At 58.6% G+C, this 23,229-nt stretch carries 18 protein-coding genes; 8 read left to right on the forward strand and 10 right to left on the reverse strand.

Annotation, left to right across the window (positions count from 1 at the left end; all coding sequences use genetic code 11):
• The first annotated feature begins 109 nt into the window (after positions 1 to 109).
• Positions 110 to 712 carry a peroxiredoxin C gene (locus AC1P02_RS13005; protein WP_005313082.1) on the forward strand — a complete coding sequence of 201 codons (603 nt, stop codon included), beginning with the start codon at positions 110 to 112 and terminating at the stop codon, positions 710 to 712.
• 146 nt (positions 713 to 858) lie between these two features.
• On the opposite strand, the gene AC1P02_RS13010 is transcribed toward AC1P02_RS13005, so the two are convergent.
• The 6 genes from AC1P02_RS13010 to AC1P02_RS13035 all read right to left on the reverse strand — a co-directional run bounded on the left by AC1P02_RS13010 (position 859) and on the right by AC1P02_RS13035 (position 7,060).
• On the reverse strand, positions 859 to 1,824 hold the full coding sequence (locus AC1P02_RS13010; RefSeq protein WP_005313085.1) for an alpha-L-glutamate ligase-like protein: 966 nt from the start codon (positions 1,822 to 1,824) through the stop codon (positions 859 to 861).
• A gap of 3 nt (positions 1,825 to 1,827) precedes the next feature.
• Complete coding sequence (locus AC1P02_RS13015; protein WP_005313088.1) at positions 1,828 to 3,366, reverse strand: inactive transglutaminase family protein; 1,539 nt, start codon at positions 3,364 to 3,366, stop codon at positions 1,828 to 1,830.
• 3 nt (positions 3,367 to 3,369) lie between these two features.
• Positions 3,370 to 4,158: an ATP-dependent zinc protease family protein gene (locus AC1P02_RS13020; RefSeq protein WP_034283210.1), complete on the reverse strand. Its 789-nt coding sequence runs from the start codon at positions 4,156 to 4,158 to the stop codon at positions 3,370 to 3,372.
• A 52-nt stretch (positions 4,159 to 4,210) separates the two neighbouring features.
• On the reverse strand, positions 4,211 to 5,188 hold the full coding sequence (gene cmoB / locus AC1P02_RS13025; protein WP_005313094.1) for a tRNA 5-methoxyuridine(34)/uridine 5-oxyacetic acid(34) synthase CmoB: 978 nt from the start codon (positions 5,186 to 5,188) through the stop codon (positions 4,211 to 4,213).
• A 3-nt stretch (positions 5,189 to 5,191) separates the two neighbouring features.
• The gene (cmoA, locus tag AC1P02_RS13030) at positions 5,192 to 5,935 is read right to left on the reverse strand and encodes a carboxy-S-adenosyl-L-methionine synthase CmoA (RefSeq protein ID WP_059112564.1); all 744 of its coding nucleotides are present in this window, start codon (positions 5,933 to 5,935) and stop codon (positions 5,192 to 5,194) included.
• 276 nt (positions 5,936 to 6,211) lie between these two features.
• On the reverse strand, positions 6,212 to 7,060 hold the full coding sequence (locus AC1P02_RS13035; RefSeq protein ID WP_087756040.1) for a DUF72 domain-containing protein: 849 nt from the start codon (positions 7,058 to 7,060) through the stop codon (positions 6,212 to 6,214).
• Positions 7,061 to 7,491: 431 nt separating this feature from the next.
• Between AC1P02_RS13035 and aspS the strand changes: the two genes are divergently transcribed.
• From aspS to AC1P02_RS13050, 3 genes are all read left to right on the forward strand, one after another.
• A complete protein-coding gene (gene aspS, locus AC1P02_RS13040) occupies positions 7,492 to 9,258 on the forward strand; it encodes an aspartate--tRNA ligase (protein ID WP_346205631.1) in 1,767 nt (588 codons plus the stop codon).
• 92 nt (positions 9,259 to 9,350) lie between these two features.
• Positions 9,351 to 10,091, forward strand: coding sequence for a YebC/PmpR family DNA-binding transcriptional regulator (locus tag AC1P02_RS13045; protein ID WP_005313105.1), 741 nt, complete (start codon positions 9,351 to 9,353; stop codon positions 10,089 to 10,091).
• A gap of 325 nt (positions 10,092 to 10,416) precedes the next feature.
• Entirely contained in the window at positions 10,417 to 12,042 is a 1,626-nt protein-coding gene (locus AC1P02_RS13050) for a phosphoethanolamine transferase (protein ID WP_087756038.1), read from the forward strand.
• Positions 12,043 to 12,229: 187 nt separating this feature from the next.
• Here the strand turns inward: AC1P02_RS13050 and nagC are convergent, their stop codons facing one another.
• Genes nagC through nagB form a run of 3 tightly spaced genes read right to left on the reverse strand, consistent with a single transcriptional unit; the run spans position 12,230 to position 15,404 of the window.
• Positions 12,230 to 13,444 carry a DNA-binding transcriptional regulator NagC gene (gene nagC / locus AC1P02_RS13055; RefSeq protein ID WP_005309674.1) on the reverse strand — a complete coding sequence of 405 codons (1,215 nt, stop codon included), beginning with the start codon at positions 13,442 to 13,444 and terminating at the stop codon, positions 12,230 to 12,232.
• Between the two features lie 4 nt (positions 13,445 to 13,448).
• On the reverse strand, positions 13,449 to 14,594 hold the full coding sequence (nagA, locus tag AC1P02_RS13060) for an N-acetylglucosamine-6-phosphate deacetylase (protein WP_485182413.1): 1,146 nt from the start codon (positions 14,592 to 14,594) through the stop codon (positions 13,449 to 13,451).
• A 9-nt stretch (positions 14,595 to 14,603) separates the two neighbouring features.
• A complete protein-coding gene (gene nagB / locus AC1P02_RS13065) occupies positions 14,604 to 15,404 on the reverse strand; it encodes a glucosamine-6-phosphate deaminase (protein WP_021137914.1) in 801 nt (266 codons plus the stop codon).
• A gap of 273 nt (positions 15,405 to 15,677) precedes the next feature.
• On the opposite strand from nagB, the gene nagE reads away from it, so the two are divergent.
• From nagE to glnS, 3 genes are all read left to right on the forward strand, one after another.
• Complete coding sequence (gene nagE / locus AC1P02_RS13070; protein ID WP_087756036.1) at positions 15,678 to 17,132, forward strand: N-acetylglucosamine-specific PTS transporter subunit IIBC; 1,455 nt, start codon at positions 15,678 to 15,680, stop codon at positions 17,130 to 17,132.
• 121 nt (positions 17,133 to 17,253) lie between these two features.
• Positions 17,254 to 19,917: a beta-N-acetylhexosaminidase gene (locus AC1P02_RS13075; protein ID WP_485182414.1), complete on the forward strand. Its 2,664-nt coding sequence runs from the start codon at positions 17,254 to 17,256 to the stop codon at positions 19,915 to 19,917.
• A gap of 347 nt (positions 19,918 to 20,264) precedes the next feature.
• Positions 20,265 to 21,926, forward strand: coding sequence for a glutamine--tRNA ligase (glnS, locus tag AC1P02_RS13080; RefSeq protein ID WP_021137911.1), 1,662 nt, complete (start codon positions 20,265 to 20,267; stop codon positions 21,924 to 21,926).
• A 111-nt stretch (positions 21,927 to 22,037) separates the two neighbouring features.
• Here glnS and fur read toward each other — a convergent pair whose 3' ends face one another.
• The gene (fur, locus tag AC1P02_RS13085) at positions 22,038 to 22,469 is read right to left on the reverse strand and encodes a ferric iron uptake transcriptional regulator (RefSeq protein ID WP_021137910.1); all 432 of its coding nucleotides are present in this window, start codon (positions 22,467 to 22,469) and stop codon (positions 22,038 to 22,040) included.
• 244 nt (positions 22,470 to 22,713) lie between these two features.
• On the opposite strand from fur, the gene AC1P02_RS13090 reads away from it, so the two are divergent.
• On the forward strand, positions 22,714 to 23,187 hold the full coding sequence (locus AC1P02_RS13090; protein ID WP_005309695.1) for a DUF4442 domain-containing protein: 474 nt from the start codon (positions 22,714 to 22,716) through the stop codon (positions 23,185 to 23,187).
• The last annotated feature ends 42 nt before the right edge of the window (positions 23,188 to 23,229 follow it).

The raw sequence follows: 23,229 nt of genomic DNA on the forward strand, positions 1-23,229 counted from the left end.
TAACTAATCTACCACTGGGTATAGGGTTTGTCGCTTGAATTAGACGGACTTGGCTCTAGGTAGCCCAATCCTGACAGGATTGTTCACTTCACATAATGAGGAATTGAATATGGTATTGGTAGGCCGTCCCGCACCTGATTTCACCGCTGCTGCCGTTCTGGGCAATGGCCAGATTGTTGACTCCTTCAACCTGGCGTCCCACATCAAAGGCAAAGCAGCCGTCCTGTTCTTCTATCCCCTCGATTTCACCTTCGTCTGCCCGTCCGAGCTGATTGCCTTCGATCACCGCTATGAAGAGTTCCAGAAGCGCGGTGTGGAAGTGATCGGTGTTTCCATCGATTCCCAGTTCTCCCACAACGCCTGGCGTAACACCAAGGTGGAAGATGGCGGTATCGGTCAGGTGAAATACCCGCTGATCGCCGACGTGAAGCACGAAATCTGCAAAGCCTATGACGTTGAGCACCCGGAAGCCGGTGTTGCCTTCCGTGGCTCCTTCCTGATCGACAGCCACGGCATGGTGCGTCATCAGGTGGTCAACGATCTGCCCCTTGGCCGCAACATCGACGAGATGCTGCGCATGGTCGATGCCCTGCAATTCCACGAAGAGCATGGCGAAGTGTGCCCGGCCCAGTGGGAGAAGGGTAAAAAAGGCATGACCGCTTCTGCTGATGGCGTTGCCAAGTACCTGTCCGAGAACGCTGCCTCCCTGTAATCGGGTCTGCGTACCGGATACCGAAAAACCGATGCCAAGGCATCGGTTTTTTTCTGTCTGGCGCCTGCCAAATCATGTAAAAGGCCAAATGCCAGCCATAAAAAAGCGCGCCTCGGGACGCGCTTTTGCTATCCGGGTGGTAGGGGCTACTCGTCAAAGATACCGAAGTGATCCTTGGCGAAGCTGACCCGCTGCTCCACGTTCATCTTGACCTGACCCAGCTTCTCGATGGTCTTGAGATTGGGCACCAGGCCGCGACCGTTGGCGATCTGGATGGCAAGGCCGGGACGGGCGTTGAGCTCCAGCAGCATGGGGCCGCGGAACTTGTCCAGCACCATGTCGGTACCTATGTAACCCAGACCCGACATCTCGTAGCAGGAGGCTGCCAGCGTCAGCAAGGTATCCCAGTGAGGCACCTTGAGATCGTACAGATCGAGGCCGGTATCCGGGTGGTAGCGCAGCGGATTGCCAAACTGTACCGCCCGCAGCGCACGGCCGGTGCGCAGGCACAGGCCCACACCCACGGCGCCCTGGTGCAGGTTTGCCTTGCCGTCGGAGGCGGCGGTGGAGAGACGCATCATGGCCATCACAGGGAAGCCCTTGAAGATGATCACCCGTGCATCGGGCACCCCTTCGAACGAGTAACCGTCGAACACATCATCAAAGTTGATGAGGCCTTCTACCAGTGCCACGTCAGGCTTGCCGCCGAGGGAATAGAGCCCCGCCAGAATGTTGGAGACATGGCGCTCCAGATCCTGACCGGTAGACGCGCTGCCATTCGGTTTGAAGAAGAGACCATCTTCCTGACGGAGGATCACCAGGATCCCCTTGCCGCCGGAGCCACGGGCCGGTTTGATACAAAAGCCCGGCCAATCTTTTACCAGTTCGGTAATGCGGCCAACGTCATGCTGCTCGCGGATGGTGCCGATAAGCTCGGGCACTGTCACACCTGCATCCAGCGCGATACGCTTGGTCTGCAGCTTGTCATCCACCAGCGGGTAGAGGCGACGCGGGTTGTAGCGGCTGATGTAGGAGTGGTTGCGCTTGTTCATGCCGAGGATGCCTGCCTGAGACAGGCTCCACGGGCTGGTGTATTTTTCCCAGAACCACATCTGTTACTTGTCCTTACCCGGGGTGGCGCCAGACTTGATCTCGTTCACCAGCGGCTTGAAACGCTTGAGCTCGCTCAGCTTGTAGCCGGTGTAGTTACCCAGCAGCAGCACGGTCGCCATCAGCACCAGCTGCAGGCCGAGGAAGTTGAAGGTCAGATGACGGATCAGCTCGTTATCCATGGCGAGGTAGGCGATGACAGCTACCAGCAGGGAACCACCGCCCTGACGCACCACTTCTTTCGGCCCCTCTTCTTCCCACAGAATGGACATCCGCTCTATGGTCCAGGAGAGGATGATCATCGGGAAGAAGGTGATCTTCATGCCGTCGGTCAGTCCCAGCTTGAAAGCGAAGGCGGAGAAGATACCGATCATCGAGATCACCATTATGATGATCGCCGATATTCGGGCCACCAGCAGCAGGTTGAGCCGCGACAGATAAGAGCGGATGACCAGACCCGTGCCGACGATCAGCAGGAAGCCGACCAGGCCGGTAACCAGCGAGGTCTGGATGAAGGCGACCGCGATCAACACAGGCATGAAGGTGCCCGAGGTCTTGATACCGACGATAACCCGCAGGAACACCACCATCAGCACGCCGATGGGGATCAGCAGCAAGCCTTTGAACAGCGCCTGCTCTTCCAGCGGCAGACTGTGGATGGAGAAGTTCTGCATCTCGGACTTTTCGAACTTCTGCGCCAGCGCCACGTTGACCGGTTGTTCCTGCTCGATCATCGAGAAGGTTACCCGGGAGTTGTGGCCGCCGGTGACATCCAGCAGGGCGCCCGAGTTGTATTCCCACAGCAGCAGATTGGCAGGGCGACCCTGCTCACCGGTTTGCGGGTTGAACAGCTTGTAGTCGGTCGGGCTGTTGAATACCTGCAGGTAATCCACCAGCTCCTGGCGACGACGGCCGTCTTCCAGACTCAGTGCATGGACCACGCGCGCCGGGACGTCAGCGTTGCTCAGCAGCTCTGCAATCAGGCTGGCCCGGCTCTTGTGAGATTTCAGCAGCTCGGCGTTCTGCTCCTGCTTCTCTATTTCCTTGATGATCTCGCGGGTCAGGGTGTAACCGTCGGCGGAGCGCTCCTGGGCCCGTTCGGAGATCTGCTTCATGGCGGTGGCGTAAGGCTCGCTCTCGATCTGCTTCTCGATGACGGGAGGCTTTGCCAGGGCAGCCGGTTTGGCATGCTCGTCAGCCATCATGTCGACGCGGTAGTAGAGCTCCTGGCGGCCGGAGGCGGAACGGATCGACCACTCGGCGCGGGCATCCCCGTCCTTCTCGACAAATGACAGGCCGTAGCCCGGGCTCGCGGCGTTCTCGTTCATCAGGGTGAAACCGGGCTGGGTGCCCGGAATGGCCAGGGAGGCGATCACCGGCTCACCGGTGGCTTCAAATTCGAGCTTGGCCTCGATGGACCAGATCTGGCGTTTTTCACCTGGCGTCAGCGGTACATCCAACGCTATGTGGTGATAAAACGTCATCCCCAGGCCGACAATGAACAGCAGGGCGACCAGCAAATAGAACGGCTTACGGGAAACCATGGATTATTTCACATCCTTGAGCTTGGGTTTTGGTTGGATATATTCGCGGGCCACATCAACCACGGCGATGTCTTTCAAAAATTCGCGACCCAGCAACACGGGGAAGGTCATGTCGCTGCGATCTTTCAGGGTAAATTCGGCCTTCTCGGTCATGTCGCCGATCCGCACCGCCAGACGTACCACGGGACGACGGTCGAGATCGTCGGCAGACGCCTGACGTACCCGCACGTGGCGTACCAGCGGCGCTTCGATCTGGATCTTGTCGTCCATCTCCTGGTGGCTCAGGAAGAAGCGCACCCAGTTTTTGCCATTGCGCTCGAAGATGGTGATGTCCTGGGCGCTGATGGAGGAGGTGGTGGCACCGGTATCGACCCGCGCCTGGAAGGCGTCATTGGCGGCGTCAACCCAGATCCACTCGGCTTCACCCACCAGCAGTTTGCCGTCGACGGTATGGCCCTGGCTTGGTGCCTGGCACTTCTCGGTCGGGATCGCCATGGGTTTGGGCGGCTCGGGTGGCAAGGCTTCGAGCTTGCTATCGACTTTTTTCACAGACTCTTTCATGTTGTTGACATCAGTGTTGAGCTGAACCAGCAGATGCTGTTGCTGCACATACTGCTTCTGTTGCTGTTCCATGGATGTTTGCAGGCGTTGCTCGCTCAGATTGATCTCGGTGCGAAGCTCGGCCAGCGTCAAGGTTGGTACCGGGGGCGCTTTATCCACACTGACACACCCGCCGAGACTGAGCAGGGAGAGCAGGGTCATTCCTTTTAATTTGCTTTTCATGTCATTCATTTAACTGTGCTTCCTGGAATTGGGTCAGTGTAACTTCCGCTGGCGCCATCGGCTAGTCTTTGGCCTTTCTGGCAATCAGTACGGCACGTTTCGGTGCCGGGTGTCCTTCTACCGTGAGCGCGGGATCCGCAGGATCCAGATAATCGCTCAGGGATTCATTAATCATCCAGTCGGTACGACGCTGTTCGTCGGTGCTGGTCATATTCTCGTCTACGATCCGCACATCGGTAAATCCGCAGCGCTCCACCCAGAGTTTGAGGGCTGCGCTTGAGGGGATGAACCAGACGTTGCGCATCTTGCCGTAACGGTCGGTGGGCACCAGCACCTCATTGACGCCGCCGTCGACAACCAGGGTCTCCAGCACCAGCTCGCCATCGTCTTTCAGCTGGTTACGCAACTGTTCTATGTGCTCTATGGGGGACTTGCGGTGATAGAGCACCCCCATGGAGAAGACGGTGTCAAAGGCGCGCAGGTCAGGCAGCTCCTGAATGCCCAGCGGCAACAGGTGAGCGCGCTGATCGCCGCCGGTGAAGTGACGAATGGCCTCGAACTGGCACAAGAACAGCGGGCTCGGGTCTATGCCGACGGCCAGTTTGGCTCCTTCGCCGACCATACGCCAGAGGTGATAGCCGCTGCCGCAGCCCACATCCAGCACATAGCGGCCAGCCAGCGGGCTGATGTGGGGCAATACACGATCCCACTTCCAGTCGGAGCGCCACTCGGTATCGATGTGGATGCCGTGGACCGTGAAGGGCCCCTTGCGCCAGGGCATGAATTGGCGCAGCAGACTCTCGACTTTTTTGCGCTCCCCTTCACTCAAGCTCTGGCTATTGCCTATCTCGACGCCCCGTTGCAGCTCGATATGGCCGGGCGCTGTGGTGGGCAGCTTGTTGAGGGCGCGATTCCAGCGCGGCAGGTCCCCATGCAGGTTGTCGTGCTGCCAGGCATGCAGCTGAGCGGGCAGGGTATGCAACCAGTGGCTCAGCCGGTTCTTGGCGATCAGTTGATAAAAATTGGCAAAGTCGATCATGGCTTAGTTGGCGTCGCTGGATTTGATGGCAATCATGGAACCGAAGTTGAAGCACTGGAACCAGAGATCCTGATGAACGAAGCCGGCGCTTTGCAGGCGTGATCTGTGGGTCTCCAGGCTGTCGGTACGCATCACGTTCTCGAGGGCGTTGCGCTTCTGGCTGATCTCCAGCTCGCTGTAGCCATTGGCGCGTTTGAAGTCCAGGTGCAGCTCGATGAGCAGATCGTTGACCGGTTCATCCTCGAAGCGGAACTTCTCGCTCAGGATCAGGATGCCGCCCGGACGCAGACCATCAAAGATGCGCTGGATAAGGGCCATCCGCTTTTCGGGGTCCACGAACTGCAGGGTGAAGTTGAGCACCACCACAGAGGCGTTTTCGATCGCTATGTCGCAGATGTCCGCCTCGACCAGCTCCACCGGCACCTCGGATTTGAAACCCGAAAGGTGGGCACGGGCGCGCTCTATCATGGGGTGAGAGAGATCCACTGCCGTGATGTGGCAACCCGGTTGAGTCAGGTGGCGACGCATGGCCTGGGTGGCGGCGCCGAGGGAGCAGCCAAGGTCGTACAGACGGCTCTGTGGCTGGGCATAACGGGCAGCCATCATGCCGATGGCGGAGATGATGTTGCTGTAGCCCGGTACAGACCGCTGGATCATGTCGGGGAAGACGTCGACGACCTGTTCGTCAAAGCAAAAGTCCCCCAATCGGGCGATAGGGGCAGCAAAAATTTGGTCTTTGGTATGCATGCTTGCGCAACCTGACAACCGGGGTGTAATCCGGCTGTATTGTTCAATTGAGTCGTTGGGTGATACCCATCAGAGTAGATATATCACCTGTTTACGAACGGGGTGACTGGCCTTGAGTTCCTTCGGGCCGTCCCAGTTCGTATGGGCCATGTTCCGGACCCTTGCTTGGGGCGCTAGTGTAGAGGATTGATGGGCATTTGTCTTGACGCCGAGCCCTGTCCAGCCACAAAAAAGTGGCTTTTTTTGCGCCTGATGAATGGCTGGTGCAGTGGCTGGTTAAAAGCGCAGCACGCCCTGGCGCGCGCGATCGTTTTCCCCCGGCCAGGGGGCCATCTCCTGTCCTAACAGGTGTGTTATCTGACGGGCCAGTTCGGGTGACTGGGCATTGTCGGCGGTATGTATAAAGAGGTAGAGATCCTTTCCCTCCGCCAGCCACTGACGCCAGTGGGGCAACCAGCTTGGCAGGAAGGGGTGATTGGCGGCCGGTTCCGGCAGACCGATGAGCCGCACCACGGGGGCGCTGGCGGTAGCCAGCAGGTGCACCGGCAGTCTGGGCTTCTTGCCCTGTGCATCTATCATGGCCGCCGTGGTAGCTGGCACAGAAAACAGTGGCCGGCTGTCGAGCATGATGCGGTTGATGCCTTTTTCCATCAGCATGCGGTTGAGGCTGCGCTCTGCTTCCCCTTTGGCGAAGAAATCGGGATGACGTACCTCGAGGGCATAGCGAAACTGTGTCGGCAGCCGGTTAAAGAATTCAGCGAGGCGGGGAAGGCCGCTCGGGCCGAAGCGCGCGGGCAGTTGCAGCTTGAGCAGTCCCAGCTTGTCGTGCAGCGGGCTGAGCAGGCGAATGAACTCGGTCACCTGCTTGTCTACGCTCACCAGATCGCTCTGGTGACTGATTTCTTTCGGAAACTTGAAGCTGAAACGAAAGTGGGCAGGCACCGCATCGGCCCAGCGCTGCACTGTGTCAGGGGTGGGCGAGGCGTAAAAGGTGGTGTTGCCTTCCACTGTGTTGAACACCCGGGCGTAGTGGGCGAGATGTTCGGCGGGTTTGGCGCCCACACCCAATAATTGACCGGGCCAGGCCGGGTGCGACCATTGTGGCAGGCCCAAAAAGAGGCTCATGGCGGATCCTGTCTGCGGGTTTATCTCGGTTTATGCCCATTTTTTGCCTTGAGACGCAAAAAACAGGGCAAAGGAGGCTGCTGGCCATTTTACCCAAATGGGGGTTTTCCTCTATAATGCCAGCCCTTTTGTTTGCCAATTTGTTGTGACTCGCCCCGCTGTGCGCATATTGTGGCGACGGTAGCGGCCATGAATTGGCCAAACAACGATGCTTTCCGATGCCCTCTGACCGACTGCCCGGCCGCTTGCCAGCCGCCTCTGGTCGAGCCGATATCGGTGGCAGGTGTCCGATCCAGGGGGTCGGACGGTACGAGACAGATTTCAAACCGGGCAAGAACAAGACTCTGGCCAGCTGTGAGACGGACTGTGCTGCCAGTCGTGCCCGGCGGCTCAGGTTAACCGTCTCTCTACAATTTCGAAGGAAGAAGTCCATGCGCTCTATCTATTGCGGACAGGTCAATGAGGCCCATGCCGGGCAGACCATTACATTGTGCGGTTGGGTCCATCGTCGTCGCGACCTCGGCGGTCTGATCTTTATCGACATGCGTGACCGGGAAGGGATCGTGCAGGTGTTCTTCGATCCGGACAAGCCGGACGCCTTCGCCCTGGCCTCTGAACTGCGCGGCGAGTTCTGCATTCAGGTTTCAGGTGTGGTACGTACCCGTCCTGACTCCCAGCGCAACAGCGACATGGCCACAGGTGCCATCGAAGTGTTCGCCCATGAGCTCACCATCATCAACCGCGCCGAGCCGTTGCCGCTGGACTTCAATCAGGTCAACAGTGAAGAGCAGCGCCTCAAGTTCCGTTATCTGGATCTGCGTCGCCCCGAGATGGCCAAGTACCTGAAGACCCGTGCCAAGGCCAGTGCCTTCGTACGTCGCTTCATGGACGAGCACGGCTTCCTCGACATCGAAACCCCCATGCTGACCAAGGCCACCCCGGAAGGTGCCCGTGACTATCTGGTGCCGAGCCGGGTGCACAAGGGCAAGTTCTACGCCCTGCCGCAGTCCCCGCAGCTGTTCAAGCAGTTGCTGATGATGTCCGGCTTCGATCGCTACTACCAGATCGTCAAGTGCTTCCGTGACGAAGACCTGCGTGCCGACCGCCAGCCGGAATTCACCCAGATCGACGTGGAGACCTCCTTCATGACCGCGCCGCAAGTGCGCGAGCTGATGGAAGAGATGATCCGCAACCTGTGGCAACACGTGCTGGCCGTGGATCTGGGCGACTTCCCTGTTATGACCTTTGACGAGGCCATGCGCCGCTTCGGCTCCGACAAGCCGGACCTGCGTCTGCCGATGGAGCTGGTCGATGTGGCAGATCTGCTGACCGCCGTCGAGTTCGCCGTGTTCGCCGGCCCCGCCAACGACCCGAAAGGCCGTGTGGCAGCCCTGAAAGTGCCGGGCGGCGCCGAGCTGTCCCGCAAGCAGATCGACGAGTACACCAAGTTCGTCGGCATCTACGGTGCCAAGGGCCTGGCCTGGATGAAGGTCAACGAAGCCGCCAACGGCCTCGAAGGGGTTCAGTCTCCGGTTGCCAAGTTCCTCTCCGATGAAATAGTGCGCGAGATCCTGGCCCGTACCGGCGCAGCCGACGGCGACATCATCTTCTTCGGCGCCGACAGCAAGAAAGTGGTGGCCGATGCCATCGGTGCCCTGCGTCTGAAAGTGGGCCGCGATCTGGGTCTGATGGAAAACAGCTGGAAGCCGCTGTGGGTCATCGACTTCCCCATGTTCGAGGAAGACAGCGAAGGCGGCCTGGCGGCCATGCACCACCCCTTCACCGCCCCGAGCAACCTGGGCCCGAGCGAGCTGAAAGCCAACCCGCTCAGCGCCTATGCCAACGCCTACGACATGGTCATCAACGGCTACGAAGTGGGTGGCGGTTCTGTGCGTATCCACAACAGCGAGATGCAGGCCACCGTATTCGACATCCTCGGCATCACCCCGGCCGAGCAACGCCTCAAGTTCGGCTTCCTGCTGGATGCGCTGAAGTACGGTACCCCGCCGCACGCCGGTCTGGCCTTCGGCCTGGATCGTCTGAGCATGCTGCTGACCGGCACCGACAACATCCGGGATGTGATTGCCTTCCCGAAAACCACGGCGGCCGCCTGTCTGATGACAGACGCCCCCAGCTTTGCCAACCAGGCGCAGATGAGCGAACTGGCGATTGCGACGACCGTCAAGGGTGATGAATAAGCCGGCATCCGGCACAGTCCCGGCCGCGCCCAGCGCGGCCTACCCGGTCACTTTGTGTTATTGAAATCTAAAAAATATAACGGAGAGTCTCTATGGCAGGTCACAGTAAATGGGCCAACATCAAACACCGCAAGGCAGCTCAGGATGCCAAGCGCGGCAAGATCTTCACCAAGCTGATCCGTGAAATCACTACCTCGGCTCGTATCGGCGATCCGGATCCTGCCAACAACCCGCGCCTGCGTGCGGCGGTGACGGCAGCCCTGACCAGCAACATGACCCGCGAAACCATCAACCGCGCCATCGCGCGTGGGGCCGGTGGTGGCGACGGCGAGCAGCTCGAGACCATCGTCTACGAAGGTTACGGCCCGGCCGGTTCTGCCGTCATGGTGGAGTGCCTGACCGACAACCGCAACCGTACCGTTGCCGAAGTACGTCATGCCTTCAGCAAGAGCGGCGGCAACCTGGGGACCGATGGCTCGGTCGCCTACCTGTTCAGCAAGAAAGGGCTGCTGACCTTCGTCGGTGTCGACGAAGATGCCCTGATGGATGCGGCCCTGGAAGCGGGTGCCGATGACGTTGTGACCGAGGAGGATGGCTCCATCGAGGTGTACACCACCCCGAACGACTTCGGTACCGTGCTGGATGCGCTGGAAGCCGCTGGCTTCAAGGCCCAGAACGCCGAAGTGACCATGATCCCTTCCACCGAAGCCGAGCTGGATGCGGAAACCGCCCCCAAGCTGATGCGTCTCATCGACATGCTGGAAGATCTGGACGACGTGCAGGAGGTGTACCACAACGGCTCCATCTCTGACGAAGTCGCCGCGACCCTCTGATCGTCAGGGTGCACACGCGAGGAGGTGGCATAACAACGGTGCCATCTTCCTCCGACGAAGTGGCTGCGACTTTCTGATCGTACGCTGAGCACATATTAAAAACGGCAGCCTTCAGACTGCCGTTTTTGTCTCTTGTTCTCTTCCCGCCAAGGGACTCGCTCCCCTTAAGTCTCCCTTAAGTTTGGCTTTTTAAGCTGCCTGCAGTATCCGGGCCCCTGCCCATTATCGCTATCGCCTTCAAACAGCGTCGCGCGGTAAGCGAGATGCCAACAACGGGAGTGCCCATGCGGGCCCCCAGTCCTGCCTGATTTGTCGGAGTATCGTTATGCGCATCACCCTGGGCGTGATGAAGGTGAATCTGTTGCTGGTGCTGCTGTTTGCACTGGTGTTCAACTGGCCCATCTTCCTGCACTTTTACACCATCCTCACTCAGCTGGATCACGTCAAGGCGGGCTTTGTCCTCTCTATACCCCTGGTATTGCTGGCTGCACTCAATGCGGTGTTTCTGCCCTTTACCTTCCGCTATCTGCTCAAGCCCTTCTTCGTGCTGCTGATCCTGCTGGGCTCTGTGGTCAGCTACGCCATGCTCAAGTATGGCGTCATCTTCGACAGGGACATGGTACAGAACATGGTTGCGACCAATACGGGGGAGGTGAGCGCCTACCTCAATGGTTCGGTCGCGCTCTGGTTTCTGCTGACCGGTGTGCTGCCGGCGCTGGCCTTGTTGTGGGTGAAGATTGAATATCCCAGCCCCTGGTATAGAGGCCTTGGCCTGCGACTTGGCTCCATCGCCCTGTCACTGCTGTTTCTGGTGGGGGTGGCTGCGCTCTATTATCAGGATTACGCCTCGGTCGGGCGCAACAACAAGTCTCTTGGCAAGGAGATAGTGCCAGCCAACTATGTACACGGCTTCTATCGCTATGCCAGAGATATACTGTTTGCCACCCCCATTCCTTATCAGCCGCTGGGGACGGACGCCAGGGTGGTGGGGCAGGGGAACAAGCCGACCCTGATGTTCCTGGTGGTGGGGGAGACGGCGCGTAGCCAGAATTACTCCCTCAACGGCTATCGCAAGCAGACCAACAGCTTCACCGAGCAGGAAGCGGGAGTCATCTCCTTCAAGGATGTGCGCTCCTGCGGTACGGCCACGGCTGTCTCCGTGCCCTGCATGTTCTCCAATCTCACCCGGCGCGGGTATGACGATACCCTGGCCCAGTCCCGGGACGGCATGCTGGATGTGCTGCAACACGCAGGTGTCTCTGTGCTCTGGAAGGAGAACGATGGCGGCTGCAAGGGGGTGTGCAAGAATGTGCCCACCATAGATATCGAGGCCAAGGCCTTCCCGCAGTATTGCCAGCAGGGTTCATGCTACGACGAGGTGATGCTGGAAGGGCTGGATCGACAGATTGCCGACATGAAGGGCAAGCAGGGCAACAAGCTGGTGGCTTTTCATCTGATGGGCAGCCATGGTCCGACCTACTATCGCCGTTATCCTGCGTCCGAGCGTTTCTTCGTGCCGGACTGCCCGCGTAGTGACATCGAGAATTGCAGCAACGAAGAGCTGGTCAATACCTATGACAACACCATTCGCTATACCGACAAGGTGGTGGCGCAACTGATAGAGAAGCTCAAGTCACTGCAAACGGATTACAACGTGGGGTTGGTCTATCTCTCCGACCATGGCGAATCCCTCGGTGCCATGGGGCTCTATCTGCACGGCACTCCCTACCAGTTTGCGCCGGATGATCAGACCCGGGTGCCGCTGCTGACCTGGTTTTCTCCGCAGTTGCAGGCGGATCGCCAGCTGAACATGGGGTGTCTGCAACAGGAGGCGAGCAGCAAGCGCTTCTCCCATGACAACCTGTTCCACTCCATGCTGGGGATCATGGATGTGCAGACCAGCGTCTACGACGGTGCCTTGGACTTGTTCAAGCCCTGCAGGGCGGGGTGAGCCAGACTAAGCGAGCGCGACAACTTGTTGCCCTGCACCATGCTGGGGATCATGGACATGCAGACCAGCGTCTATGACGGTGCGTTGGACTTGTTCAAGCCCTGCCGGGCGGGATAAACCGGCGAAAAGCGCACAATAAAAAACGGCAGCCAGTGGCTGCCGTTTTTTGTCTCGCAAGGCCAGCGCCTTACTTCTGCTCCATGATGATCTGCAACAGATCACCCTCCAGCAGGGCCCGTTTCACCAGGGCGAAGCCGCCTATGGTGGGCTGGTTCTGGAAGCGGGCCTTCACGATGGGCAGGCCACGGTGGAAGCTCGGCAGTGACTGGTGTTCGACACAGCGGCGAATGGCCGGGAAGAGGATCTCTTCGGCGGCGGTAATTTCACCTGCGATCAGCACCTTCTGCGGGTTGAACAGGTTGACCGTGATGGCCACCGCCCGTCCCAGGTGCTCACCCACGTTCTCGATCACGCTGCGTGCCAGCTCATCCCCGGCCATGGCCGCCTTGCACACCTCCTGTATGGTGATGTGCTTCTCCTGCAGCGAGCTCAGGTGACCGCGACTGATCAGCTCTTTTACCTTGTCGACAATGGCCTCGTTGGAGGCGATGGTCTCCAGGCAGCCAAAGTTGCCGCAGTGGCAGCGCTTGCCGAGCGGTTCGACCTGGATGTGGCCGATCTCGCCGACGTTGCGGTTCTGACCGAGGAACACCTTGCCCTTGGTGATGATGCCGGAGCCGGCACCCTGGTGCACGCTCACCAGAATGGAGTCCATGCAGTCGCGGGACTCGCCGAAGAAGTGTTCGGCCAGTGCCAGCGAGCGGGTGTCGTTGCCCACGTAGCAGGGGAGGTTGAAGTGGTTTTCCAGCAGCTTGGCCAGGGCCAGATTGCGGATCTGGTACTTGGGGGTATAGATGACCATACCCGATTCCGGATTGACCAGACCCGGCATGGTCAGCGCTATGCTGATCAGGTTGCGGTTGCGCTCCTGCTGGGAGTCCATGAAGGCACCAATTTCCCGCAGCAGCATGTCGACCACGGGCTGTTGATCGATCTCGGTCACCTGGGTGACATGCTGATCGAGCTCCTTGCCATCGAGATCGTACAGGCTCAGCTGCAGATAGCCGCGGCCGAGCTTGGCGGACACAAACTGAAAGCGATGCTTGATGGTGGTCAGGGAGATGGCGCGCCGCCCGCCGGTAGAGGCTTGCGGTGAGGTCTCCTTGATCAGGCCATGCTCGATCAGTTGCCGGGTTATTTTGGTCACGCTGGCCGGGGCCAGCTGACTCAACTCGGCAATTTTGACCCGCGAGATGGGGCCTTGCAGGTCGATGAGCCGATATACGGCTGCACTGTTGACCTGCTTGATAAGATCTACGTTTGCTATTTGTCCGCCAGTCATAGTGTCACTGTGTTGTGTAGTGTCCGTTAACCACGGTCCCGCAGACCGTGAAGGTCTGATCAAAGACAGTCAGGTTGGCTATTTTTCCGACCTGGATACTACCGAGACGTGAGTCCCATCCAATGGCGCGAGCGGGATAAAGAGTGGCCATTCTCAGTGCTTCATCGAGCGGTAATCCGACCTGTTTGACCAGATTCTCCACCCCCTCAATCATGGTGAGGGCAGAGCCGCCGAGTGTACCATTCTCGTCGACGCACTGACCATCGCGGAAATAGACGGTTGCGCCACAAAAATCAAACTTCTCAAAGCCTTCCGGCGCGCCGGCAGGGGCGGTCGCGTCGGTGACCAGCACCAGCCGCTCCCCCAGCATCTTGTGGGCCAGGCGCACGTTGGCCCAGTGCACATGGTGTCCATCGACGATGACGCCGGCATAGACATCCTGGCGATCATAGATGGCACCCACCACACCCGGCTCGCGGCCGTTCACGGTCGGGGTCATGGCGTTGTAGAGGTGGGTGGCAAAACGGATGCCGTCATCAAAGCCGGCCATGGCCTGATCGTAGTTGGCGGCGGTATGGCCGGCGGAGACCAGTATGCCTGCCTCCACCAGCTGACGGATGTGCTCGGGCTTGTTGCGCTCCGGTGCCAGGGTGATCTTGGCGATGGCATCGCTGTTGGCGCAGAAGAAGTCGATCATCTCGTCGGCGGGCTGACGGATCTGGGCGGCCGGGTGTATGCCTTTGCGCTTGAGGTTGGTGTAGGGGCCTTCCAGATGCACGCCCAGCACTTCATTCGGGTGCGCGGCCATGTAGTCGCGGGTCACGGCGACGGCCCGCTTCATGTCCGCATCCGGGCTGGTGATCAGGGTCGGCAGGAAGCTGGTGGTACCGGATTTGAGGTTGGCGGCCTGCATGATCGCCAGTGTCTCTGTGGAGATGTCGGTGTTGAACATGACGCCGCCACAGCCGTTGAGCTGCACGTCGATAAAGCCGGCGCTCAGGTTGGCGCCATGCAGATCATGTCGCTCTATGCCGACAGGCAGCTCGGCCTGACGCTGGATGGCGACAATCTTGTCGCCCTCGATCACGACCCCGTAACCGGTCAGCACACAGCTGCCGGTGTAGAGGGTGCAATTGGTCAATGCGTACATGGTGGCTCCTTACAGACGGCCGATGTTGGCGGCTTCGAGCTGCTGGAAGTAACGCACCGTCTTGACCTTGAGCTCCATGGTGGAGGGCTCGTCGCACACCATCATTCCCTTCGGATGCAGTTGCAGGGTGGAGATGGTCCACATGTGGTTGACGCTGCCTTCCACTGCTGCTTGCAGGGCCTGGGCCTTGCCGTGGCCAGTGACCAGGATCATGATCTCTTCGGCGTCCATCAGGGTGCCGACACCCACGGTCAGCGCCAGCTTGGGCACCTGCTCCATGTCACCGCCGAAGAAGCGGGAGTTGGCGATACGGGTGTCCTCGGTCAGGGTCTTGACCCGGGTGCGGGAGGAGAGGGAGGAGGCCGGTTCGTTGAAGGCGATGTGACCGTCATTGCCGACCCCGCCCATGAAGAGGTTGATCTTGCCATAGGACTTGATCTTGTCCTCATAGCGCTTGCATTCGGCCACCAGATCCTCGGCGTTGCCGTTGAGGATGTTGATGTTCTCCGGACGGATGTCGATGTGACAGAAGAAGTTGTTGTGCATGAAGCTGTGGTAGCTCTCGGGGTGATCTTCCGGCAGGCCGACATATTCGTCCATGTTGAAGGTGACCACGTGCTCGAAACTTACTTCACCGGCTTTATGCAGCTCGATCAGGCGCTTGTAGGTGTTGAGCGGGGTGCCGCCGGTGGGCAGGCCCAGTACGAAGGGGCGATCGGCCGTGGGTTTGAACCCATTGATACGGTCAACGATGTAACGGGCAGACCACAGACCCACTTGGCTGGCAGATTTCAACGGGATCAGGCGCATTGTAGATACCTCTGTACGGGTTGCTGCCGGGGTGTCGGCGGCAAATAGGCTAAGACGGATTCAAGTTGTTTTATAGCGTAAATAAAGATTGCGAACTAAGCCACATGTATCCGCTACCTTTATCTCGTTTGGGTGATAATGATCACGATTACAGGTTTATTAATTTGCGCAGCGAAATAAAAGCCCTAGACTGCCAATCAAGCCTTGATGGCTTATGCGTCAAACGTGATAAGCACTTAATTTCTAGAAAAACATTAACTAAGGAGAGGAACCGTGAACATTCTCGGTTATTTGCAAAAGATCGGCCGTGCCCTGATGGTGCCGGTAGCGGTATTGCCTGCCGCCGCGATCCTGATGGGGGTTGGCTACTGGATTGACCCTAACGGTTGGGGTGGTGACAGCGCGCTGGCTGCTTTCCTGATCAAGGCCGGTGCCGCCATCATCGACAAGATGGCCATCCTGTTTGCTGTCGGTGTTGCCTACGGCATGTCCAAGGACAAAGACGGCTCTGCCGCACTGGCAGGTCTGGTCGGCTACCTGGTCGTGACCACACTGCTGAGCCCGGGTGCCGTGTCGCAAATCCAGCAGATCCCGCTGGATCAAGTGCCTGCCGCGTTTGGCAAGATTGAGAACCAGTTTATCGGTATCTTGACCGGTGTGATTGCCGCCGAGCTCTATAACCGCTTCAGCAGTGTTGAACTGCACAAGGCGCTGGCTTTCTTCTCCGGCCGTCGTCTGGTGCCGATCGTGACCTCAGTGGTGATGATCGTCGTTGCCTTCATCCTGATGGCCGTTTGGCCTGTCATTTACGGTGGTCTGGTGAGCTTTGGTGAATCCATTGTCAACCTGGGCTCTACCGGTGCCGGTATCTACGCCTTCTTCAACCGCCTGCTGATCCCCGTGGGTCTGCACCATGCTCTGAACTCAGTGTTCTGGTTTGACGTGGCTGGTATCAACGACATCCCGAACTTCCTGGGTGGCCAATCTTCCATCGACGCGGGCAAAGCTGTCGTGGGTGTCACTGGTATGTACCAGGCTGGCTTCTTCCCCATCATGATGTTCGGTCTGCCGGGCGCTGCCTTGGCCATCTATCACTCCGCCAAGAAAGAGAACAAGGACAAGGTTGCATCCATCATGATCGCCGCCGCCTTCGCCGCTTTCTTCACCGGTGTGACCGAGCCGCTCGAATTCTCCTTCATGTTCGTGGCACCGGTACTCTATGTCATCCACGCCCTGCTGACCGGTATCTCTGTGTTTATCGCCGCCAGCATGCAGTGGATCGCCGGTTTCGGCTTCAGTGCCGGTCTGGTGGATATGGTGCTCTCCAGCCGCAACCCGCTGGCGACCCAGTGGTACATGCTGCTGGCACAGGGTCTGGTGTTCTTCGGCCTCTACTACGTGATATTCCGTGCCGTCATCGTCAAGTTCAACCTGAAAACTCCGGGTCGTGAAGATGATGAAGCCGTACCGGCACAGGCTCAGACCACTGACCGCACCGAACTGGCTCGCCAGTATCTGGAAGTGCTGGGTGGCCAAGACAACCTGGTCACCATCGATGCCTGCATCACCCGTCTGCGTCTGACCCTGAAAGACCGCAGCATAGTGGATGAGCGCAAGCTCAAAGCCCTGGGCGCGGCCGGTGTGGTCAAGCTCGGTGAACAGAACCTGCAGGTGATTCTGGGCCCCTTGGCCGAGATCATTGCCGGTGAGATGAAGGCCCTGCGTTAATCGGGCGCCAAGCTCGCCTCAAGTCTAAGTCCATTGTTGACATAACTAGGGCCCCGCCACGGGGCCCAATATAAAAAACGCCAAGAAAATCCAACCTTTACTTCAAATGAGAGCAGCAGTTATGAACTTGAAACATTCTCTGTTAGCCATTGCCATGTCTACTATTTTTGTCAGCCAGGTACAGGCAGCCGATGCCGCCAAGCAAGCCGTGGTCGACTCCCTCGCCAGCAACCTGGTGGTCAAGTACGAAGTCGTCACCAACGACGGTGCCGGTGCCGGCCTCGATTGCCAGGCGCTGGGTTCCGAGTGGGCGAGCTGTGGCGTTGCCAAGCTGCACCTGACCAATACCGGTGCTGACGTGACCTCCAAGGATTGGGGTATTTATGTCTCCTCCATCCGTCGTATCCAGCGCGTCGACAACGACCAGTTCACCATCACCCATCTGACCGGCGACCTCTATCGTTTGACGCCAACCGAGCAGTTTAAGGGCTTTGCCAAGGATGCCACGGTCGAAGTGCCGCTGGTGGTGGAATATTGGGTATTGTTCGAATCTGACATCATGCCTAGCTGGTATGTGGCTGCCGACGGCGCCGAGCCCAAGGTGATTGCCAGCATGAGCAACATCGACGACGCCAGCACCTACGAGAAGCCGATGCCGGCCGATGGCTGGAAGCGTACCAAGGATGACAACAACATCCTGATGAACAGCGAGACCCGTTTCGATGCCAACCTGACCAGCAGCCTGCTGCCGGCCAGCAAGATTGATGATCAGATCCTGCCGACCCCGCTCAAGCAAGTGATCAAATCGGGTCCGCAAGTGGACTTCTCCACCATCAAGCTCAACGCGCTGGACTTGCCAAGCGATAGCGCCGAAGCCCTGAAGGCTCAACTGACCAAGCTGGGTGTTACCCTCTCCGACACCGGCTATCCAGTGACCGTCAAGCTCGGCAGCAAGCTCAAGCAGGCCGAAGGTTATGACATGACCATAGGCAAGCAGGGCACAGTGATCCAGGGTCACGACATCGAGGGTGCCTTCTGGGGCGCACAATCCCTGCTCTCCCTGCTGGGTGTGAACGACAAGCTGGTGAGCCAGATGAGCGTCGAGGATGCGCCGCGTTTTGAATACCGCGGCATGCAGACCGACGTGGCCCGTCACTTCCGTAGCCTCGAAACCATGAAGAAGCTGGTTGACCAGATGTCAGCCATGAAGCTCAACAAGTTGCACCTGGGGCTGACCAACGATGAAGGCTGGCGTCTGGAGATCCCGGGTCTGCCGGAGCTGACGGATGTAGGCAGCCAGCGTTGCCACGATCTGTCTGAAACCAAGTGCCTGATGCCGCAACTGGGTTCCGGCCCGACCAGCGACAACCAGGGCTCCGGTTTCTACAGCAAGTCCGACTACATCGATTTGGTGCGTTATGCCAAGGCCCGTGGTGTCACCGTCATCCCCGAGATCAACATGCCGGCGCACGCCCGTGCTGCCGTGGTCTCCATGGAAGCGCGTTACCAGCGTCTGATGAGCGAGGGCAAAGAGGCCGAAGCCAACCAGTTCCGTCTGACTGACCCGGCGGATACCTCCAACGTCACCTCGGTGCAGTTCTACGACAAGATGTCCTTCATCAACCCTTGCCAGCCGGGTGCTGCCACCTTCGTGAGCAAGGTGATGGATGAAGTGGCCCAGATGCACCAGGCCGCCGGTCAGCCGTTGACCGCCTGGCATTACGGTGGTGACGAGGCGAAGAACATCATGCAGGGCGGTGGCTATCAGGATCCGGCCGTTACCCAGAAAGCCGATCTGGTCGCCTGGAAGGGCAACGTCGATTCCAGCAAGCAGGACAAGCCGTTCGGCAAGTCTCCGGTCTGCCAGAAGATGATCGATGATGGCAAGATCAAGGACGTGGCCGAGCTGCCGGTTTACTTCGCCAAGGAAGTGAGCGAGCTGGCGAAAGACCGTGGCTTTTCCACCCTGCAGGCATGGGAAGATGGCCTGAAATACGCGAGCAGCGCCAAGGATTTCGCCACCGACAAGACAGTGGTCAACTTCTGGGAAACCCTCTACTGGGGTGGCTTCAACGAAGCGATGAAGTGGGCGCACAAGGGTTATGACGTTGTGCTCTCCAACCCGGATTACCTCTACTTCGACTTCCCGAATGAGGTGCACCCGGCCGAGCGTGGCTACTACTGGGCAACCCGTTTCAATGACACCCGCAAGGTGTTCGCCTTTGCCCCGGAAAACCTGCCGCAGAACGCCGAGACCTCGGTTGACCGCGACGGCAACGCCTTCGTGGCCAAGGGTGACCAGGATCCGGTCAAGTTCCGCGGTATCTCCGGTCAACAGTGGAGTGAAACCGTGCGGACCGATGCCCAGTACGAGTACATGGTCTACCCGCGTATCTTCTCCGTGGCCGAGCGTGCCTGGCACAAAGGTGGCTTCGAGCTGAACTATGTGAAGGGCCGCGAGTTCTCCGGTGAGACCAAGCATGTCAACAAGGCCACCCTCAACAAAGAGTGGAACCAGTTCGCCAACCTGCTGGGTCAGCGCGTGCTGCCGAAGCTGGATCAGGCCGGTGTTGAATACCGCCTCTCAGTACCGGGCGCCAAGGTCGTCAATGGCAAACTGGAAGCGAACGTGGATCTGCCGGGCTTGCCCATCCAGTACAGCCTGGACGGCAGCACCTGGACTGCCTACGACGCCGCGGCCAAGCCGAGCGTGACCGGCAAGGTCTACCTGCGTACCACCAGTTTCGATGGCCAGCGCACCAGTCGCGTCACCGAGCTGAACTGATAGCAGCCAACCGCTAACACCAGGCGGGTCGCAAGACCCGCCTTTCCCAAGGCCGACACTGCATCGGGTTTGGGAAAGGTTGACTGTGCGTGTGAGCCTTTGTTGTGTGTGTGTATTGTCTGTTTTTGTTTTTCATCACCTTGAACCCCGCCCAGTGCGGGGTCTTTTTTATCCGCGAGCAGATTATGGCGGCTGGCTCACTTCGTTTTGGCGTGCCAAGGGGCCGGATTGGCCAAATTCAGGTTGAGGCAAGGCGCGTAATGAGGGATCATAGCCGGCTTGATGGCGGGGGGATGAGGGTGCCAGCCGGCACAACTTCCGCCAGTGACGCATTTTTGAGGTGAGCCATGAGTCAGGCGAACAGCCCAACTAACTTTATTCGTCAGATCATTGATGAAGATCTGGCCAGCGGTAAGCACAACCACGTGCATACCCGTTTTCCGCCCGAGCCGAACGGTTATCTCCATATCGGCCACGCCAAGTCAATCTGTCTGAACTTCGGCATCGCCCGTGACTATCAGGGTCAGTGCAACCTGCGTTTCGATGACACCAATCCGGTGAAAGAAGACATCGAATACGTGGAGTCCATCAAGCAGGACGTGCAGTGGCTCGGCTTCCAGTGGAGCGGCGAGATCTGCTACTCCTCCGACTATTTCGACAAGCTGCACGGCTACGCCATCGAGCTTATCGAAAAAGGTCTGGCCTATGTGGACGAGCTTTCTGCGGAGCAGATGCGCGAGTACCGCGGTACCCTGACCGAGGCCGGCAAGAACAGCCCGTTCCGCGATCGTCCAGTGGCCGAGAACCTGGCGCTGTTTGCCAAGATGAAGAACGGCGAGTTTGCCGAAGGCACCGCTTGCCTGCGTGCCAAGATCGACATGGCGTCCCCCTTCATGGTGATGCGCGATCCGGTTATCTATCGCATCAAGTTTGCCCACCATCACCAGACAGGTGACAAGTGGTGCATCTATCCGATGTATGACTTCACCCACTGCATCTCGGACGCGCTGGAAGGGATCACCCACTCCATCTGTACCTTGGAGTTCCAGGACAACCGTCGTCTGTATGACTGGGTGCTGGACAACATCACCATCGACTGCCATCCGCGTCAGTACGAGTTCTCTCGTCTGAACCTCGAATACACCGTCATGTCCAAGCGCAAGCTGAACCTGCTGGTGACCGAGAAGCACGTGGATGGCTGGGACGATCCGCGCATGCTGACCGTTTCCGGTCTGCGTCGTCGTGGCTACACCTCTGCCTCCATCCGCGAGTTCTGCAAACGCATCGGCGTGACCAAGCAGGACAACATAGTCGAGATGAGCATGCTGGAAGCCTGCATCCGTGACGATCTCAACGAGAATGCACCGCGCGCCATGGCCGTGCTGCATCCGGTGAAGGTGGTCATCGAGAACCTGGCGGCCGACGAGGTGTTGACCGCACCGGCGCACCCGAACAACGCCGAGATGGGTACCCGTGAACTGAACTTTACCCGCGAGATCTTCATCGACGAAGCGGACTTCAAAGAAGAAGCGAACAAGCAGTTCAAGCGACTGGTGCTGGGCAAGGAAGTACGCCTGCGCAACGCCTATGTGATCAAGGCCGAACGGGTCGAGAAGGATGCGGATGGCAAGGTGACTTGCATCTACTGCTCCTACGATCCCGAGACCCTGGGCAAGGATCCGGCGGATGGTCGCAAGGTGAAGGGGGTGATCCACTGGGTCAGCGCCACTCACTCCCTGCCGGCCGAGATCCGTCTCTACGATCGTCTGTTCAAGATGCCGAACCCGGGTGCCGAGGATGACTTCGAAGGGGCACTCAATCCGGATTCGCTGGTGATCATCGAGGGTGCCCGCGTCGAGGCTTCCCTCAAGGACGCCAAGCCGGAGTTTGCTTACCAGTTCGAGCGCGAAGGCTACTTCTGCGCCGACAACAAGCTCTCCAGCGCCGAGCACCTGGTGTTCAACCGCACCGTGGCCCTGCGGGACGTCTGGGGCAAGGCCGAGGCCTGATGGCCAAAGTCTGACAAGCAGAGGGCAGGGGAGACCCTGCCGCTCTTGTCCAGATTACGGATGCAAAAAAGCCAGCGTTATGCTGGCTTTTTTATTGACCGGTGCAAGCGTCTATGAATCTTCGTGCTTGCAGTCGCCATTGGCGCAGTGGCCGTACAGATAGAGGCTGTGATTGGTCAGGCGAATGTTGTGATGCTTGGCTATATCGCGCTGGCGCTGCTCGATCACCTCATCGGAAAACTCGATCACCTTGCCACAATCGAGGCAGACCAGGTGGTCGTGGTGTTCCTGGGTGGCCAGCTCGAATACCGACTTGCCACCTTCGAAGTGGTGACGGGTAACAATACCGGCATCATCAAACTGGTTGAGAACGCGATATACGGTAGCGAGACCAATCTCTTCACCCTGGTCGATCAGTCGTTTGTACAGATCTTCCGCACTGGTGTGCTGGCAATCCGGCTGTTGCAGGATTTCCAGAATTTTGACACGGGGCAAGGTGATCTTGAGCCCGGCCTTTTTTAACGCTTGGTTGTTGTCTGCCATATTCTACTTATTCGCATTCTCGAAGGTGTGGTTATTCTGATTGACTGCCGCTGGAATGGCAACCACGAACTCGCTTGGCCTGTCATTATAGGTCGTAGCCAACCTAAAAATAAACCCAGTAATTCAAGGGCTTTAGCGCAAAGTCCGCCATCTGGCCGAATTGATCAAATCCTGTCGCCGGCTTGCTCAGCGGACGAATGTTGATAAGATGTAACCTTCTTCATTATCTGGTCGGATGAGATCCATGGATTGGCTTTTTGACAACGCGGCCTGGGTGCGGCGCGCCCTCAACGCCTGGCCTCCCTTCTGGGGCGCCGGCATCAAGATAGAAACCCTGAGTGATGACTTCCGTTTTTGCCGGGTGACGTTGAAGTCACGCTGGTGGAACAAGAATGCCAACCGGACCCAGTTTGGCGGCAGCATGTTTGCGATGACGGATCCCATCTATCCGTTGATGCTGATGGGGTACTTCAAGAACCGCTATTACGTCTGGGACAAGGCGGGCAGCATCAACTACATCAAGCCGGGCAAAGGCAAACTGGTGGCCGAGTTCAACCTGACCGACGGCAAGCTGGCGTCCATAGTGGCGGCGACCGAGGGGGGCAACAAGCACTTCCCCGAGTTCGAGGTCACGGTGCAGGACAAGAGTGGCGAGCTGGTGGCCCAGGTCAAACGCACCCTCTATGTGCGTGCCAAACCCGAGCACAGAGGTGGCTGAAAAGATCGGATCGCAAAAACAACAAGGGCCCCGTCGGGGCCC

This window comes from Aeromonas sp. TS_SC_11 (genome assembly GCF_057318915.1).

Excerpts from the sequence above, each read along its gene's own strand:
- nagA (WP_485182413.1), bottom strand. The coding sequence starts at position 14,594 with ATGTACGCATTGACCAATTGCACCCTCTACACCGGCAGCTGTGTGCTG.
- AC1P02_RS13020 (WP_034283210.1), bottom strand. The coding sequence starts at position 4,158 with ATGAATGACATGAAAAGCAAATTAAAAGGAATGACCCTGCTCTCCCTG.
- AC1P02_RS13035 (WP_087756040.1), bottom strand. The coding sequence starts at position 7,060 with ATGAGCCTCTTTTTGGGCCTGCCACAATGGTCGCACCCGGCCTGGCCC.
- nagC (WP_005309674.1), bottom strand. The coding sequence starts at position 13,444 with ATGACTGGCGGACAAATAGCAAACGTAGATCTTATCAAGCAGGTCAAC.
- AC1P02_RS13090 (WP_005309695.1), top strand. The coding sequence starts at position 22,714 with ATGGATTGGCTTTTTGACAACGCGGCCTGGGTGCGGCGCGCCCTCAAC.
- AC1P02_RS13010 (WP_005313085.1), bottom strand. The coding sequence starts at position 1,824 with ATGTGGTTCTGGGAAAAATACACCAGCCCGTGGAGCCTGTCTCAGGCA.
- fur (WP_021137910.1), bottom strand. The coding sequence starts at position 22,469 with ATGGCAGACAACAACCAAGCGTTAAAAAAGGCCGGGCTCAAGATCACC.
- cmoB (WP_005313094.1), bottom strand. The coding sequence starts at position 5,188 with ATGATCGACTTTGCCAATTTTTATCAACTGATCGCCAAGAACCGGCTG.
- glnS (WP_021137911.1), top strand. The coding sequence starts at position 20,265 with ATGAGTCAGGCGAACAGCCCAACTAACTTTATTCGTCAGATCATTGAT.
- cmoA (WP_059112564.1), bottom strand. The coding sequence starts at position 5,935 with ATGCATACCAAAGACCAAATTTTTGCTGCCCCTATCGCCCGATTGGGG.
- AC1P02_RS13045 (WP_005313105.1), top strand. The coding sequence starts at position 9,351 with ATGGCAGGTCACAGTAAATGGGCCAACATCAAACACCGCAAGGCAGCT.
- AC1P02_RS13075 (WP_485182414.1), top strand. The coding sequence starts at position 17,254 with ATGAACTTGAAACATTCTCTGTTAGCCATTGCCATGTCTACTATTTTT.
- AC1P02_RS13005 (WP_005313082.1), top strand. The coding sequence starts at position 110 with ATGGTATTGGTAGGCCGTCCCGCACCTGATTTCACCGCTGCTGCCGTT.
- AC1P02_RS13050 (WP_087756038.1), top strand. The coding sequence starts at position 10,417 with ATGCGCATCACCCTGGGCGTGATGAAGGTGAATCTGTTGCTGGTGCTG.
- aspS (WP_346205631.1), top strand. The coding sequence starts at position 7,492 with ATGCGCTCTATCTATTGCGGACAGGTCAATGAGGCCCATGCCGGGCAG.
- AC1P02_RS13015 (WP_005313088.1), bottom strand. The coding sequence starts at position 3,366 with ATGGTTTCCCGTAAGCCGTTCTATTTGCTGGTCGCCCTGCTGTTCATT.
- nagB (WP_021137914.1), bottom strand. The coding sequence starts at position 15,404 with ATGCGCCTGATCCCGTTGAAATCTGCCAGCCAAGTGGGTCTGTGGTCT.